The organism is Vibrio sp. 10N.247.310.23, from assembly GCF_041467155.1.
GTDB classification, from domain to species: Bacteria; Pseudomonadota; Gammaproteobacteria; order Enterobacterales; family Vibrionaceae; genus Vibrio; species Vibrio crassostreae_C.
Map to the genome: position 1 here is coordinate 57,082 of NZ_JBFSTZ010000016.1, position 16,460 is coordinate 73,541.

The following is a 16,460-nucleotide window of genomic DNA, read 5'->3' on the forward strand; positions in this document are numbered from 1 at the left end:
TGATAATAATTCAAATGTGAGGCTGTTTTTCATTAGTAATTTTCTCACTATCATTTCCCATATCGACAACGTAGCGCAGTACACATCGTATGGACGAAGCCTACGATCTAGGGGATAAGATGACTAAGAAAATCATAATGGGTGTAACGGATTTGTCGTTCCACCGTACGACCGCATCATTGGTTGCCAATGTATTGAAAGCCATGGGCTTTGAGGTAGAGCGCATTTTCTCTCCACATCAGGAGAACTTTGAAAAGCTGAAAACAGGCCAAGTGGATATGCTTTCTTCTGCGTGGTTGCCATCAAGTCACGGTATCTACAAAGTGGGCGTTGAAGAAGTTGAGCCGCTTATCGAGCTTGGGCTTCATTATGAACCTTATGCCTTGTGGGGCGTACCAGACTATGTGCCTGAAGCGGCGGTTTCTGAAGTCTCTGATTTATTAAAAGCCGAAGTGGTCGAGAAAATGAACTCGACCATCCAAGGCATCAACCCCGGCGCTGGCATCACACGCTTCTCTATCCAGATGATGAAAGACTATGGCCTGAGCGATGCCGGCTACCAGTTCTTTCCTGGCAGTGAAGACGATTGTTTCAGTGCCTTTGAAAGTGCAGTGGTAAACAAAGAGTGGGTGGTAGTGCCACTGTGGAAACCTCAGTTTTTGCACTATCGTTACGATATTCGTGAGCTCAAAGAGCCAAAAGGCTTACTCGGAATTGTTGATAGAGCGGTACTTCTTTTAAGAGATGACAAGAAGCATCTGTTCAGCGAGCAACAGATTCAGAAGTTGGATTCCCTACGTTTCTCGAACGACATCATCGCAGAGCTGGATTACAAAGTTTGCCGTGAAGGTAAACCACAAGATCAAGTAACACATGATTGGTTGATTGAGAAAGGCCTTATTTAACCTCTAAGCCGTTGGCAATGCAGTTAGATGTCTGCATTACCCAGATAGCGGTAACACCATTATCAAAAAATATTTGAGAATCATTCAAATATTAGGCGGTTTATCTAGAGTGAGAATTGACTAAGATTAACTCGTCTAATTCAAGGAGAAAGCACAATGTCAGTACCATCAAAAATGAAAGCTATCGGATTTACTCAATCACTTGCGATTACAGAGCAACACAGTTTATTTGAGTTTGAAACGAGTCTGCCAGAACTAAAAAATAATGACTTGCTGGTAAAAGTGAGCGCGACTTCTATCAATCCTGCTGACGCTAAAATTCGTATTCGTAATGCCAAAGACAAAACTCTTGAGCAGCCAAAAGTGCTGGGCTATGACGCAGTCGGTGAAGTTGTTGGCAAAGGTGCTGACGTTGAAGGCTTCAAAGTCGGTGACCGTGTGTACTATGCAGGTGACGTAACTCGTATGGGCGCTAATGCCGAATACCAAGCTGTGGACTACCGTATTACCGCTAAAGCGCCGAAGAGCCTTTCTGATGAAGCTGCAGCCGTTATGCCACTAGCAACGCTTACGGCTTGGGAAGCATTGTTTGACCGCTTGCGTGTTCGTCCTGAAGAGAAAAAGTCTATCCTGATCATTGGTGGAGCAGGCGGTGTTGGTTCAATTACGATTCAACTGGCTAAGCAACTGACCAACCTAAATGTTATCGCAACAGCTTCAAGACCCGAAACTGAACAGTGGGTAAGGGATATGGGGGCGGATTATGTGGTGAACCACCGTAACCTTGTCGAGTCTGTGCGAGAGCAAGGCATTCAACATGTCGACTACATTTTCAATGTTGCAGACACAAAAGGGCACTGGGATGCGATGGTTGAATTGATCGCACCGCAAGGCATGATCAGTTCGATTGTTGAATTTGATGGTGGCATTGACTTGTCAGCGCTGCAAGGCAAATCAGCAGGCTTTGTTTGGGAGCTGATGTTTACACGTTCACTGTTTAACACCGAAGATATCCAGAAGCAGCAAGACATCCTATTCCAAGCCGCGAATCTGATTGATGCGGGCCGTATTAAATCGACGCTAACCTCGACCCTAAATGGCTTTAGTGTGGAAACACTTAAAGATGCACACCAACGTATTGAAAGCAGTGCCTCGATTGGTAAAACAGCTATCAAATACTAATTGCTGATGTTTTAATCCGCCGTTGTTTTGAATTGTTGACGGTTTAAATAGAAGAAGCCCCTGATATCTGATTGCTAGTCAAAAGGTTTCAGGGGCTTTTGTTTGTTTTCAGTTTAGTCAGTTTAGTCAGCTTCTGGTGATGTGATAGGTTTCGATGTTCTGAAGTGAAGCTGTATTAGGTCTAGCTCAAAAGGCGAGGGCTCTTTGTCCGCAATCAAAAAAACGATTTGTTTGATGTCTCGTGCCTTAAGTTCCGGCGCATCGCTCAGTAGCCGACCTCTGAACACAGCTTGAAAATCATTGAAGTGGAACACCTTGTTAAGCCGCACTCCCTTTATCGTAACGAAATCGTGTTTGTATTGAACTCGATTACCATCTTTCGATGTTGTGAGCCTCAGTTGGTAGGTGCGACCATCACCAACGAAAACTAGCTCTGCGCTATCTATTTCATGGGCTGGTGATTCAATGGAGCGCTTTATGGAACTGAACCCCCCATTATTTTCTAACGATAGCTCGCCCTTAAATTGACTCGTCTCGCCTTCGTAAACAAGCTCGCCTGTTGAGATGCCGCCCATCACATTGTCGTTGGTCGCTGTCCAATTCTTATGTTCGTTCGGTTGTGTAAAGTCAATCATACCTATGCCTGCTACAGATACTTGAGACCATAAAAAGGAGAGGCTGAGTACTAGCCAAAAAGGGTGTCTTCGCTTAAGCAATGAAGCCGTTTCGTTCATGATTGTCTCCGTTAGCCGTTAGCCGTTAGCCGTTAGTCTGTTCGCGTTTTATGGAGAAGGTTCAGTGGCAAGCATACCCATACAATGCTCAATAAATTCAGAGTAATTTGAAGCGTTGTCGTACTCAATTTTTAGCGAACCGTGAAACATCAGCGTCACCGTAACGTCTCTATAGCTTAACCAACAGGTGTAACCGTCGTAATCGTGCCACGCTACCATCTCACCCAATTGATATTTGCTGTCCAATTGCTTGCCCGAGGAGCGAATGCAATCGAACACTCTCAGAAACTCTAAAATGGTGATTCTGTTGTCCATGTTTTGCTCCCGCTGAGTAGTTATTGGTAATAGGCTGAATATTGGTATCTAAATTTGTTACTGTTTGATTGCTGTCCCTACGGCTTGCCTTTGTGTTCCGATCACTGAAAGTGATCTTATCTTCTCGATAAACCTCTGTTTTCTAATATTTTCATCGTCATTCCATACATCCGATTAATCCTGAGCAAAACGGGTGTAACAAACTTAATAACGATGTTAACCCTCAAGATAAAGACAAGCTTAATTTACGTTTATGGTGGTTAATTAAAATTAGAGTCGATAGGATAAATAGCGTCGGAGCCGGGTTATTGGCTGAAATAGAATCTATAGAAAGTGCGTGTCAACATGATAGAAAAACTGAAAAAGGAATGGTTTCTTGTAGGGATGGTGGTGGCTATGGTCGTTGCTGTTTTTACGCCGGATTGGGGCAAATCGGGTGGGGTACTTCATCTCGATACGGTGACTGTTCTCGGCATCGCTTTGGTGTTTTTCTTACACGGTTTGGGTTTGTCTCCCAAAGCCATTCTTGAGGGGCTTTCGAATTGGAAGCTGCATGTTTTTGTACAAAGCGCGACATTCTTAGTTTACCCATTGCTTTGGGTGATATTCGGGCAAGGCTTTGTCGCTTATATGCCAGCAGCTCTGGCCTTTGGTTTCTGTTACCTCTTCGTATTACCGAGTACGATTTCGTCTTCGGTCGCGATGACGGTGATTGGAAAAGGAAACCTACCGGGTGCGATATTCAATGCATCACTTTCTAGTATTTTAGGCGTGTTCATTACGCCTCTACTGATCCAGCTCTTTATGGGGTTGGAAGGTGCAGAGCTAAACCTGATGGAATCGGTGATCTCTATATCTAAAATGCTGCTATTGCCAATGATTGTCGGCCAGTTGATGCGCCCGTTACTTTTTGAATGGACTCAGAAACACAAGTCAGTGGTCAATAAGTTAGATAAATACGTGATACTTCTGATCGTCTACAGTGCTTTCTGTGACTCTATTGAACACGGTATTTGGAGCGACTTTTCACCAATGCTGTTGTTGCTGTCAGCGGTGATTTGTTTAGTGGTATTGATGGTGATGGTACACGGCATTCAATGGAGTGCCCGAAAGGTTGGATTCAATCATCAAGATGAAGTCGCGGCAGTATTCTGTGGTACTAAGAAGACCTTAGCGGCAGGTATTCCTATGGCTAAGGTGATCTTTGCTCACAACCCTAATCTAGGGATGATATTACTACCAATCATGCTTTATCACCCGATTCAGATCTTTTACTGTGCAGTGCTAGCCAACCGTTACGCCAAGGTTGATACACAATCTAGTTAAACTTGTTTGTTGTTACAAGTACAACAGAAAAACGCCTTTCACTTCGCTGTGAAAGGCGTTTGTATTTGAATCTACTTCACTTTAATTAGAGTGCTTGAATCTGTATGAGCAAATGCGTTGTCGTAGATCTCTAAGCCTGTTGTTTGAGAGTACGTCAGCGTATCGTCTGAAATGCTAATGTTCATCGTGAAGCCCGTGGTGGTTGCGTTGTCCGTCATGTATTCGGACTCAGCGATGCCACGCTTAGACGCAACTAACGTCATTGTATCGCCAGCAGGGCCTTCTGCGGTGACACATGTGGTGCGTGGTACGCAGTAAGAGTTGTAGACGACTTGATTTTTTTGGTCGTAGATGAAGTAGCCACGTTGATCGTGGAACTTAGAGTCGTCGGCCTTTCTGAATACTTCTTGTTTGTAGTACAGAGCAACCAGATATTGATCGCTGGCATTGGTTGCATCTGCCGCAACCTCAAACGTCATTACTTCATAGAATGGTGTAACCGCGGGACCACCTGCACCCACTTCTGTGCCTTCTTGGCCTGGAGAAATATCAACGCCGCCAGTTTCGACTGATTTCCATGTGCCGACTAACTTTGCGAGTGGACCAAAATCCATACCATTGATTGTGTTGTGGTCGGCTACTGCTGGAGCCGAGATTACCGCTGCGATACCAAGTGCTAATAATTTTTTCACTTTAACTTCCTTTTTATTAATTATCTGACCCCAATAAAAATAAGGTTATTGTGAAACTAGTTTATTAACCCAGATCAGTGTTGTTGGCTAATATGAAATCGAATTGTAACTTGATGTATCAGTCAGTAAGGGGATATTAATGTGTGTATATATTGAGCAAGAAGCAGTTGTTGGGTCGTCTTATCTCAGTGATACACCATGGGTTTGCTAACTCTTGTGGTTGAGTTGAGTCACATTGGATTAGGTCGTCTAAACTTAAAGCTTATATCGCATAAAATACGACAATTTGGGCTCTAAAGACGTTCTCGAAATAAATGCAAATTAGTGCTTTACCTCAACTTAACTTGAGGTATTAGGATATGCAACGTTGCTTACGAGAATACTTTAAGGAGAGAAGAATGATCCAACTTGAACATGTGAATTTAGTGGTAAAAGATATCCCAGAAATGCTGGCTTTCTATAAAGCGGCGTTCCCTCATTGGTATGTCCGTGATGAGGGAAAAGGGGAGTGGTCAGGTAAGCCACGTAACTGGCTGCATTTTGGCGACGAGTACCAATACATAGCAATAAGTGATCACGGTGAAGGTGAAAATAGAGATTTGGCTGGGCATTCTGTTGGTCTCGCACACTTCGCTTATGTGACCAATAATATCGAAAGTGTCACTCAACGCCTTGTTGATGCGGGCTTTCCAATTGCCAAACCCGGTGCCGAAGAACCTTATCGAAAAAATGTCTACTTTGTGGATCCTGCAGGCTTTGAGATCGAGTTTGTTGAGTATTTGAGTGATGATCCTAAGTTACGAAATGCCACGAGTTAGTTACGTAATACGCCGCTTTATTAAAGTTGGTTAGCTGAATGAAAGCGCGCTAGAGAGCATTTATAGAAAAGGGCATCGTGGAATAATCCGCAATGCCCTTTTTAGATTCTATTTATCAGCTGATATTGAGTGGGTTACTTATTTAGCCTTGAACGGCACCAATAGCTGTTTACCAAACACGTTAATGAGTGCACCAGTGACAATCAGGCCACCACCTAGATAAGTCCAAACCGATGGAATCTCATTGAAGATCCACACACCTAATAGCGCTGAGAAGACGATCTGCACGTATGAGTAAGCTGAAGCTTTACCTGCTGCCTGGGTTTGCATTGCTTTGGTTAAACCGTATTGTCCTATTTGTGTGAAAATCCCGACGAGCACAAGCATCATGGTTAGGAATAGGCTAGGCCATACAAAGTCGTTCCAGATAAGAGCTGTTGAGATTGGTAGCGCAACCAATGGGAAGTAGAAGATGATGACTGAGCTATCTTCCGTTTGGCTAAGTTTTCTCACAATCACATAAGCAATTGAGCTACCAAATGCGCCACATAACGCCACCATAATGCTAAATAGCGGTAACTCGCTGCTCGCGCCACTGTTCATACTTGGTTGTACCATCACTAATAGCCCAGCTAGGCAGAACGCAATGCAGATCATGGTCGATTTTTGGACGCGTTCTTTCAGAAATAACACGCCAAGTAGGGCGGTAAATACAGGATGAACGTATTGTAGAATGGTCGCTTCGGCTAATGGCAAAGTGGTCACAGCGTAGTAAACACACATCAAGGCTGCTGTACCAACTGCGCCTCGAACAAACAACAAAGGTTTGTTATTTCCCCAGATCGAAATGCCTTTTCGTTTTACGTCGATGTAGCTGATGATCAAAGACACCAACGCTCTTGCTGCAACGATTTCGAATACAGGAATGCCATAATTGCTGATGTATTTCACACAAGCTGACATCAGTGCGAATCCAAAAGCGGAGAGGATCATGAATCGAACCCCAACAGGGATTTGTGAAAAAGAGAAAGAAGACATAAAAATATCAATCGGTTGAGGGAACAGGAATCATAACTTAGTTTAGAAGAGCCGACCAAAGTCTTTGTCCTGTTCTATTACACCAAACCATTGATATTGCTGTGCGAGTACTTTCAGCAACTCGATCTCTTTTGTTGTCTCTTCTCTAAGCCATTCAATAAGGTCGTTGATGATAGGCGTGTGACTACGCTGGTGCATGAAGTAAGTCCAAGCACTGTGTTGGATTTTTGCATTTCTAGGGCAGTACAAGAAGCCTCGTTGGAGATCTTGTTGAACTAACAACAGATCCGTGACCGTAACCCCTTCACCGGATAGACAGGCACTGAGCGCCATATCTAAAGACAAGAAGCTGGTATTTCTGACAGGTTTCTTTGGTGGGAATTCAACATCGGCCAGCCACACTTTCCAGTCGTGATGATCTAAGGTTGGATGCAGCCTTGGCAAGGTTAAGATTGAATCAAGGTCGGTGTCTTTGGTGGTTAAACTAGTAGAGCAAACCGGCGCCATGAACTCTTCACGCAAGAAGGTAATGTCAGGTGCCTTGTCATAGCGTTTTTTGAAACGCGTGTGGAAGATCAGTAGATCATACTCACTACTATTAATCGATTCGTCTTCCTCAATCACAGGAACAATGACTATCTCATGATCTTGATAACGCTCGTTTAATTCCCGAACTTTGGAGATCAATACTCGCGTCGCGAAACTCAGAGTCGCTTTGATCACGATACGCTTCTGCTTGGGCTCACTCCAAGAGGCGATAACAGCTTCGATATTACCGTAGCTTTCTCGCAAAGCGACATACAAATCATGACCTTGTACCGTTAATTCTATGGCTCGATGCTTACGAATAACCAGTGATGCGTTTAACTCATCTTCAAGCTGTTTGATCTGTCGGCTGATCGCACTTTGTGTCACATGCAGCTCTTCGGCAGCCAGAGTAAAGCTCATCAGCCTTGCGGCAGCTTCAAAGGCTTTTAAGCCATTATGTGATGATGGCAAGCTAGGATATGGGGTCATAATTCGTTCGCATGAGTTTATGGAATGTTAGAGTCGCAAATTTATCAATTGAACGCCAGCCTCATCGATCGTATTTTGGGCGAAATTAACTGAGGCGCTCATGAAAAAAATACTCACTCTTGCATTCCCTTTGATCATTTCACAGCTGATCTCTATGGCTTTAGTCCTTACTGATGTTTGGATGATGTCGCGTATCAGTGTGTCAGCCCTTGCGGCTGGTGGCTTAGGTGCCTCAATCTACTTTTTCATCTTCATTATTGCGAGCAGCACCGTGGGTTGTGTCGCGAACTTGATTGCGATTGCTTATGGTCAGCGCGTAGCTCGCCCTGAGTTTGGTAATACTCAAATCAGATTGGCTGTGAAAGGCGCAACCATGTTGGCATTCGTGCTCAGTGTGACCTTAATGGCCAGCTTCTGGTTTGCTCCGTTGGTATTAGAAGCAGCCAAACAGCCGCCAGAAGTGATCACTTTAGCTATGGAATATGTCCATGCTTTGAAGTGGGTGATGTTGCCTTCGCTTATCTTATTGGTGCTTCGCGGCTTAACTAGCGCGTTTGGCAATGTGCGTTCTATTCTGGTGATGTCTATTATCACCGTAATTCTGAATGTGCCAGTCAGCTACTTCTTAACCTTCCAATTAGACATGGGTTTAACAGGTTTAGGGCTAGGTACGGCTATCGCGGCATTTATCGTGATGGTTGGATACACGGTTTGGGTATTCAAACGTGACGAATTCAAGCAGTTCGCCCCTTGGTTAAACACAGAAGAGTATTCAATCAAGTTGATGAGCCCGCTTTTAATGATGGGTTTACCTATCGGCTTGGCAGCATTACTTGAGCATGGCCTTATTTACGGCGGCACTTTGATGGCAGGGACGATCAGTATTGCTTCTCTAGCGCTGCACCAAATCTTGCTGCAATGCTTAAGCTTTACTTGGAACTTCAATTTCGGCTGCTCACAAGCTGCGGCGATTTTGGTTGGTCGTGATTTTGGCGCGGGTAACTACGAAGGAATAAAAAGAACCTCGATTCAAAGCTTCATATTGGTGTCGGTGTTGAGTGTGGCGTTGTCGGCCGTGTTCATTATATGGCCTGAGATGATCGCTTCTATCTTCAAGTTAGACGATGGCACGGGTGCTATGACTTCACTACTGGCTTCTGTGATTTGGGTCGTTGCTTTGTGCTTTATTGTTGATGCTTGGCAACTACTGGCGATTAACCTGCTAAGAGGCATGAAGATTGTCTCTATGCCAACCGTGATGACTGCCATCGGTTACTGGGTATTTGGCTTGCCTGCGGCTTGGTATTTGATGCCTAAGTTCGAATTGGCAGGGATTTGGGGCGGAATCGGTGTTGGCTTAGGCGTGACAGGTATTCTGCTGCTTATCCAATTGATGCGTGTCATTCAAAAGAACAACCAATCTCCAGATTTGTCGAATCATGCTTATACGTGATTTGCTTGTGATGCTCGCCTTTACCATGGAACCTTGAACGATAAACGTTGTATTGCTGACCGAGAACTATCAATTACCAACAATGACCTATAAGCCCTAAATTGCGTACTTCGTAATTTAGACCTTGGTCTTACAGAAACCGAGCTAAAAGGTGACTAGAATGATTTGAGTTGCTCACCGTTTTATCAAGGAATACACAAATGGAAGTTGGATTGTTCTGGGCTGAAAAAGGAATGTTAGTGCTTGGCGCACTGTTTGTTTTGACGAGCATGATGCAGTACGGAAGACGCAGTAGCGATTGGAAAGGCGTGATTACGATGTTCTACAAGCGTATCCCAATGAACATCGCCGAATACAAATGGTATCGCCTGGGGATCGCGTTGTTGGTATTTGCTGTGATCATACGTTTCGCATTACTGATTTTATGGCCTTCATATCAGTTCTAGTTCTCTTGCATTAGCTTTGTGGGATAGCTCTCTATCATGGCTACATAAAGCCGTTCAATGAATGAGTCAGTCGAGCCTTAATAAACCCGCTTGTTAAGGCTGCTGTTAAATATAATAGTGCTATTACTCAACAGCAAGGATTGGCTATTACCTTTGTAGCATATTGTTTTTCATGAAGAATAATGCGAAATAATAGCTTACCCACCTGTTTCATCATTCTTACTAATAATCTGCACATAAATCCATTCACCCCGTACCTGATACCATAATGTTCTGTTACACTCGGTCGAATTAGCTTTAATTTGTCAGTGGTGCATTTATGTCGTTCCCAGTTCTTATATGTGATGATTCTGCGTTAGCAAGGAAGCAGATGGCTCGGTCACTGCCTAGTTCTCTAAATGCAGATATAACTTTTGCTGTTCATGGGCTTAATGCACTTGAAGAGCTCGCTAAAAACCAATTCAAATTGATGTTCCTCGACCTAACCATGCCGGAATTAGACGGCTATGGCACATTGGAAGAGATGCAACGTTTAGGCGATACCACGCCAGTTGTCGTTGTTTCTGGTGACATACAACCAAAAGCACAACAGAAGGTGCTGGATCTTGGCGCCAAAGCATTTTTGCAAAAGCCGATCGATAAAGAAGCGCTAAAAGCCATTTTACGTGAGCATGTCGAGCCGCCAAAACAACCTCAAATCATTACCCCAACCGCTTTAGAACTGCCAATACTTCGTAGACGCGATATCTATATGGAAGTCGCGAACGTAGCGATAGGCCGTGCCGCTGATGCACTGGCTCGTCACTTTAATGTGTTTGTTCACCTACCGCTGCCGAACGTTAACATCTTCGAAGTGAGTGAATTGCACATGGCACTTCGTGACCTAGCGGATAACGACCAAGTGTCGGGTGTTTGCCAAGGCTTTAGTGGAGAAGGCATTGCAGGCGAAGCATTAGTCTTGTTGAGTGATTCCAGTGTGAGCGATCTTAAGAAGCTCATGAAGGTGCCAACAGAAAGCGAGCAGCTAGAAGAACTAGAGTTGTTGATGGATGTATCGAACATCTTAGTCGGCTCATTCTTGAATGGGTTAGGGGAGCAGTCAGAAGTTCGTTTCTTCCAGAGCTCTCCTGTGTTGCTAGGTCAACACATCTCGATTGATTCGGTGATTGAGAATACCAGCGGCTCATTTAAAAAGACCATGACGTTCGAAGTTAGCTACAACATTGATGGCACTTCTATCCGTTGTGACCTTCTGTTTATGTTCGTTGATGAGTCTCTGCCTCTTCTAGACAACAAATTGGCCTACCTAATGGAGGAGTTTTAATATGCTGAATCTTCCTGCTGAATTTGAACAGTTCCACTGGATGGTCGACATGGTTCAAAACGTCGATATGGGGCTGGTGGTTATTAACCGTGATTTTCAGGTACAAGTTTGGAATGGCTTCATGACGCACCATAGCGGTAAGCAATCGCACGATGCGATCGGTAAGTCGATCTTTGAACTGTTCCCTGAAATTCCTGAAGAGTGGTTTAGGCTTAAAACAAAACCGGTTTATGACCTAGGCTGCCGTAGCTTCATAACGTGGCAACAAAGGCCTTATCTGTTTAAGTGCCGCAACGTGAGGCCAGTAACTCAGCAAGCCGACTTTATGTATCAGAACGTCACGCTTAACCCGATGCGTTCTCCAACTGGGCAAGTGACATCCTTGTTCTTGTCGATTCAAGATGCGACTGCTGAAGCTCTGATGTCTCAGAAAAAGGCTTGACGTACCTTAAGATGAAAATTGAATCGCCTTATAAGAGCACTCTGAAAACCAAATAAAAATGGCCAAGGTTAATCCCCTTGGCCATTTTTGTATCTGATCCTGTAGTAATGAGTTCGAACTAAAGAAAGGCGTTCCGTATTCGTTAACTTTAGTCGAGTTGTTGTTAGGCTCTATCAACAGCGGCTTGTATCCGCTGGGTTCTCATAAATAAGCGCATCTAACCTGCCATATTTTGTGGACTTTACCCCGCTCATCCAAGTTTCGAACGTGCTAATCGATCTTGCCTTTGTACTTTATAAATTTCAGGGCTAATGAAAGAGGGCTGAGATCGGCACTCGAAGCGAAAAAGTCAGAAAAAAATGAAATTATTTAAGAAAAAACGCATTTTTTGATTCAAGAAAAGTGTGATTTTTATGTGATTAAAGGGCACTTTTTTCACAAATTTGCCTTATCGAAGATTTTTTCGCCGAATTTGCAAGGGAAACGTTTGCGCAATAAACCGACAGCGTTTGCGTGAATATGTTGTTAAGTTATTAATTACTATGAATTTAGTAGGAAATGACGGGCGGGAAGCTTTTACCAGATATGGAATCTTTGAGAGGATAGCACAAAAAAAAATGAAATATCAGACTTGCTGTTAGTAAATCACAGCCTATAATGCTGAAAACCGGAGCGTCTGCCAACGCTCCGGTTTTTTTGTGTCCGAAACTCAGTAAAGCGTCTGCCAACGCTTACCGAAAACGCACGACACGTAATATGATTACAGGACAAATTATCATGCGTATCGAACAAGAACTTAAGTTAGGTTTCAAAGATGTACTCTTCCGTCCGAAGCGTTCTACCCTTAAAAGCCGTTCTCAAGTTGAATTAACCCGCGATTTTACATTCAAGCATAGCGGTCGTCAATGGTCTGGTACTCCAGTAATTGCAGCGAACATGGATTCGGTAGCAAGCTTTGAAATGGCAGCTGCTCTAGCAGAGCACGGTGTTATGACTGCAGTACACAAGCACTACACAGTAGAGCAGTGGGCTGAGTTCGCAAAAACAGCAGACAAGAAAACGCTGAACAACGTATTTGTTTCAACAGGTACTTCTGAAGCTGAGTTTGAGAAAACTAAGCAAATCATGGCGCTTAGCGACGAATTCGTATTTATCTGTATTGATATCGCTAACGGCTACTCAGAGCACCTAGTTGAGTATGTACAAAAAGTACGTGCTGAATTCCCGACTAAAGTTATCTCTGCTGGTAACGTTGTAACGGGTGACATGGTTGAAGAGCTAATCCTAGCTGGCGCAGACATCGTTAAGGTTGGTATCGGCCCTGGTTCTGTTTGTACTACACGTGTTAAAACAGGCGTAGGTTACCCTCAACTTTCTGCAATCATCGAGTGTGGCGACGCAGCACACGGCCTTGGCGGTATGATCATCGGTGACGGTGGCTGTTCATGTGCGGGTGACGTATCTAAAGCGTTCGGCGGCGGTGCTGACTTCGTAATGCTAGGCGGCATGCTAGCAGGTCACTCTGAGTCAGGCGGCGAAGTTGTAGAGCAAGACGGTAAGCAATTCATGAAGTTCTATGGAATGTCGTCACAGTCGGCTATGGACAAGCACTCAGGTGGTGTTGCTAAGTACCGTGCTGCGGAAGGTAAAACTGTTTTACTTCCGTTCCGTGGTTCAGTTCACAACACAATTTCGGACATCCTTGGTGGTGTACGTTCAACTTGTACATACGTAGGCGCAGCAAAGCTTAAAGAGCTAACTAAGCGTACAACTTTCATCCGTGTACAAGAGCAAGAGAACAACGTATTCGGTAAAGAGTAATCTGAACGGATTCGAATAGTTTGAAAATCAAGAGCCGCTTTTTAGCGGCTCTTTATGTTTGAGTTTTAGCTATCACTCAGTAGAGCATTAACTCTCAATTTTTCTACTTCGCATAATTCGAAGGAAACAGTGCTCGTTTCGCTTCTTCATCACGTTCAGTTTTAAATTCAATGCCTTTGCCGATTTCGCGAGCACGCAGTGCAGCAGGGCGAGTGTTGATTGCGTTAAACCAGCGCTTCAAGTTCGGGTAAGGTTCTAAGCCTTCTTCACCAAGCACGACAGGTGCTTTATCAATCCAGCCCCATGCAGCGACATCGACAATCGTGTACTCATTTCCGACGATAAACTCACGACCTTCCATATGCTTCTCTAACACTTCGTAGTGACGTTGTGCTTCACGTAGGTATCGGTTCACAGCGTAGTCTAAGCCTGCTGGTGCAGCATGGCGGAAGTGTACCGATTGGCCTGAATATGGACCAAGGCCACTCGCGATAAACATCATCCAAGAGAGTAGTTCAGCTCTGTCTTCTGGCTGACCGCCAAGCTTGCCTGTTTTCTCTGAGAGATACAGAAGGATAGCGTTAGAGTCGAATACACGTTGTCCTTCATCTTCAATCGCAGGCGTTTTGCCATTTGGATTGATTAAACGATATTCCGGTGAATGCTGCTCACCCTTTAAGGTATCGACAGGAACAAGTTCAAAATCTAGGCCTGTCTCTTCCAAAAACAGAGCGATCTTCATTGGGTTTGGTGTTTGGTGAAAATAGAACTTAAGCATGGGGTAACTCCTTGTATTGGTCATTTATTAAAGCACCACTTGAACGATCGTTCAATGGTTGATTTTGAATTATTTGAAGATCTTCTGACTCGCATTCCAACTCTATGTGTTGAAGACCTCGTTATTTGAGCGAGGGGTAAAATCGCGCGATTCAGTGTGTTGGATTTTAAGTTGTTGAAAAAATGAGCTTAAAGTGGTTTTTTTGATTCGTTGCTTTATGCGGAGTTCGGATTTGTGATGGGTGGTTTTTGGCGGGATAGGGCGTATGAAATCCGCAGTCAGATATTCCAACAAAAACGTTGAGCACTGGTTCAAACCAGAATTATCTGGATGCACAGGCTTATTGGTAAGTTCAAAATCGTGATCTGCTGCCACACCTTATGCAACAAATGAATATAAACGTTAGAGATTAAGGTGTGCTTCACGGTTTTTTAATCTTAGGGACTTACATTGGTGAGCAAATCTGATGTGAACACTTAACGACACAGGATCTTTCCATGAAAAAGAACATTATCGCCCTCGCTCTTGGTGGCATGCTCGCTTTTGGCGCAACACCTTACTCTTTTGCTGCTAACGATGGTGCTGTACAGGCTTCTGCGGATTACGCGCAGTTGGTGACTAAGCGGCAAGTTGTCGATCAACTACTTCTTGATGCGTTGCAGGCGTTTAAGTCTCCGGCAAGAATTTCTCACGCGGGCTTCACGGCTAAAATGTCAAGCAACATGGAAATTGTGACTAACCGATTGTTAGAAGCGTACCAGCTAGAACCTTACCGTACTGACTTGTTGATTTCGGCGGCGAACGCTCAGATCTACAACAAGAACGCAGAACGCGCTATTGAGTTGTTTGAACAAGCACTGACGGTTGCGCCAGACGATGTCGACTTGCATGCGTATCTTGCGGTTTGGCAAAGATTTGAAGGCAATGAAAGTGAATCCAACAAGCACATGGATAAACTGGAAAGCCTGAATAAAGGCAAGGCTGAAGACATCAAACGTATTTTTGCAACGGTTGACCGCGTGTTAGAAACACCTCTTAAAGAGTCTGCAGATAAGGGACTGTTGAGCGATCACGGTGCCATCGTCACTTTGGGCTACGCGCTTAACCCTGATGGCTCTATGCATGAAATCTTGATTGAACGTCTTGAAACCACATTAGCAATGTCGAAAGCTAACCCTGATGCGATGATCGTGTTGACGGGCGGAGTGCCAAAGAATCATAAGACTGAAGGTAAGTTAATGGCGGATTGGCTTATCGAGAAAGGGGTAAGCAAAGATCGCATCATCGAAGAGAATTACGCGACCAGCACGGTAGGCAATGCCTTATTCAGTAGCTACGCACTTGCTCGCCATGATATTAAGCACGCGACCATTATTAGCTCGGCAAGCCATGTTCGTCGTGGTCAAACTCTGTTTGAAATCGCTAGCTGGCAAACCGGCCCTCAGGGCATGACTTTTGATACGGTTTCTTACCCAGACAAGCCACTCGCAGATCTTAAGAAGGCGAGTGATGGTGAGCTACTAGGTATCTACCGAGATGCGCTTAGAACCTATGGTATGTGGAGCTACCGCTCTTACCCATTAGAGTCTCGCTAGGCTTAGGGTTACTTCACAGTAGGCAAAGTATAAGTTGCTAGTACAATCGAGCACAGCTAGATGGTATGCTGTGCTCCTACTTAATTTAGTGTTTCAAAGGCAAAAAAATGAACCCGATTTTAGCAATGTTGAAAGAGAACAATATTAGCGACGAGCAGATCAGCGAGCTATTCAAGACGTTGACCGAGAACCCTCTTGCAGCAATGGCGACGATCAGCCAACTTGGCTTACCACAAGATAAACTTCAAATGCTGATGGGCCAGGTAATGCAAAACCCTGCGCTAATCAAAGAAGCAGTTGAAGAGCTTGGCCTAGATTTTTCTAAGGTTGAAGCCGCTAAAGAGCAACTTCAAAAATAATAGAGTCTGAATGAGCGATTTTGTTAGGAAGTGATAGCCGATTCGGTTAACTGTTCTTGAGATTGCGAATTAGACTTGAGTAAAAAGCCGTTTGAGTATCAATACTTAAACGGCTTTTTTGATCCGACTTAGAAAGGCTAGAAAGAGATACGACAAAAATACTAGTCCGATGTGACTCCCTCGCTTAAATCATGTAATTTCTTTTTAACACTCAT

Annotated in this window: 17 protein-coding genes; 11 read left to right on the top strand and 6 right to left on the bottom strand. The window is 44.1% G+C overall.

Features of this window, described 5'->3' with window-relative positions:
* The first annotated feature begins 137 nt into the window (after positions 1–137).
* A complete protein-coding gene (locus AB6D93_RS13665; RefSeq protein WP_102333934.1) occupies positions 138–905 on the top strand; it encodes a glycine betaine ABC transporter substrate-binding protein in 768 nt (255 codons plus the stop codon).
* A 156-nt stretch (positions 906–1,061) separates the two neighbouring features.
* Entirely contained in the window at positions 1,062–2,087 is a 1,026-nt protein-coding gene (locus AB6D93_RS13670; RefSeq protein WP_102333933.1) for a zinc-binding alcohol dehydrogenase family protein, read from the top strand.
* A 122-nt stretch (positions 2,088–2,209) separates the two neighbouring features.
* Here the strand turns inward: AB6D93_RS13670 and AB6D93_RS13675 are convergent, their stop codons facing one another.
* Together AB6D93_RS13675 and AB6D93_RS13680 are read right to left on the bottom strand one after the other, a co-directional pair.
* Positions 2,210–2,821 (bottom strand): CIA30 family protein, encoded by a 612-nt coding sequence (locus tag AB6D93_RS13675; protein WP_102333932.1) that lies wholly within the window; start codon positions 2,819–2,821, stop codon positions 2,210–2,212.
* A gap of 48 nt (positions 2,822–2,869) precedes the next feature.
* On the bottom strand, positions 2,870–3,136 hold the full coding sequence (locus AB6D93_RS13680) for a DUF3081 domain-containing protein (protein WP_102333931.1): 267 nt from the start codon (positions 3,134–3,136) through the stop codon (positions 2,870–2,872).
* Between the two features lie 345 nt (positions 3,137–3,481).
* Here AB6D93_RS13680 and AB6D93_RS13685 point away from each other — a divergent pair, with 345 nt between their 5' ends.
* On the top strand, positions 3,482–4,462 hold the full coding sequence (locus AB6D93_RS13685; RefSeq protein WP_032545880.1) for a bile acid:sodium symporter family protein: 981 nt from the start codon (positions 3,482–3,484) through the stop codon (positions 4,460–4,462).
* A gap of 71 nt (positions 4,463–4,533) precedes the next feature.
* Here AB6D93_RS13685 and AB6D93_RS13690 read toward each other — a convergent pair whose 3' ends face one another.
* Positions 4,534–5,154, bottom strand: a complete 621-nt coding sequence (locus AB6D93_RS13690; RefSeq protein WP_017062436.1) for a heme-binding beta-barrel domain-containing protein — start codon at positions 5,152–5,154, stop codon at positions 4,534–4,536.
* A 398-nt stretch (positions 5,155–5,552) separates the two neighbouring features.
* On the opposite strand from AB6D93_RS13690, the gene AB6D93_RS13695 reads away from it, so the two are divergent.
* Positions 5,553–5,972, top strand: a complete 420-nt coding sequence (locus tag AB6D93_RS13695; protein WP_017072063.1) for a VOC family protein — start codon at positions 5,553–5,555, stop codon at positions 5,970–5,972.
* A 138-nt stretch (positions 5,973–6,110) separates the two neighbouring features.
* Here the strand turns inward: AB6D93_RS13695 and AB6D93_RS13700 are convergent, their stop codons facing one another.
* Positions 6,111–7,010, bottom strand: a complete 900-nt coding sequence (locus tag AB6D93_RS13700) for a DMT family transporter (protein WP_102333930.1) — start codon at positions 7,008–7,010, stop codon at positions 6,111–6,113.
* A 42-nt stretch (positions 7,011–7,052) separates the two neighbouring features.
* Positions 7,053–8,027, bottom strand: coding sequence for a LysR family transcriptional regulator (locus AB6D93_RS13705; protein ID WP_017068435.1), 975 nt, complete (start codon positions 8,025–8,027; stop codon positions 7,053–7,055).
* Between the two features lie 100 nt (positions 8,028–8,127).
* Between AB6D93_RS13705 and AB6D93_RS13710 the strand changes: the two genes are divergently transcribed.
* From AB6D93_RS13710 to AB6D93_RS13730, 5 genes are all read left to right on the top strand, one after another.
* Positions 8,128–9,480: an MATE family efflux transporter gene (locus tag AB6D93_RS13710; protein ID WP_065584788.1), complete on the top strand. Its 1,353-nt coding sequence runs from the start codon at positions 8,128–8,130 to the stop codon at positions 9,478–9,480.
* A gap of 200 nt (positions 9,481–9,680) precedes the next feature.
* Positions 9,681–9,926, top strand: a complete 246-nt coding sequence (locus tag AB6D93_RS13715; protein ID WP_010430578.1) for a hypothetical protein — start codon at positions 9,681–9,683, stop codon at positions 9,924–9,926.
* Positions 9,927–10,245: 319 nt separating this feature from the next.
* Entirely contained in the window at positions 10,246–11,250 is a 1,005-nt protein-coding gene (locus AB6D93_RS13720) for a response regulator (protein WP_029236531.1), read from the top strand.
* Between the two features lies 1 nt (position 11,251).
* A complete protein-coding gene (locus tag AB6D93_RS13725; RefSeq protein WP_017062430.1) occupies positions 11,252–11,692 on the top strand; it encodes a PAS domain-containing protein in 441 nt (146 codons plus the stop codon).
* 777 nt (positions 11,693–12,469) lie between these two features.
* A complete protein-coding gene (locus AB6D93_RS13730; RefSeq protein ID WP_017062429.1) occupies positions 12,470–13,513 on the top strand; it encodes a GMP reductase in 1,044 nt (347 codons plus the stop codon).
* Between the two features lie 103 nt (positions 13,514–13,616).
* Here the strand turns inward: AB6D93_RS13730 and AB6D93_RS13735 are convergent, their stop codons facing one another.
* Entirely contained in the window at positions 13,617–14,291 is a 675-nt protein-coding gene (locus tag AB6D93_RS13735) for a glutathione S-transferase family protein (protein ID WP_102333929.1), read from the bottom strand.
* A 497-nt stretch (positions 14,292–14,788) separates the two neighbouring features.
* Here AB6D93_RS13735 and AB6D93_RS13740 point away from each other — a divergent pair, with 497 nt between their 5' ends.
* Positions 14,789–15,886, top strand: a complete 1,098-nt coding sequence (locus AB6D93_RS13740) for a YdcF family protein (protein WP_102333928.1) — start codon at positions 14,789–14,791, stop codon at positions 15,884–15,886.
* 107 nt (positions 15,887–15,993) lie between these two features.
* Positions 15,994–16,245, top strand: coding sequence for a DUF2999 family protein (locus AB6D93_RS13745; protein ID WP_004731647.1), 252 nt, complete (start codon positions 15,994–15,996; stop codon positions 16,243–16,245).
* Positions 16,246–16,460: the final 215 nt, after the last annotated feature.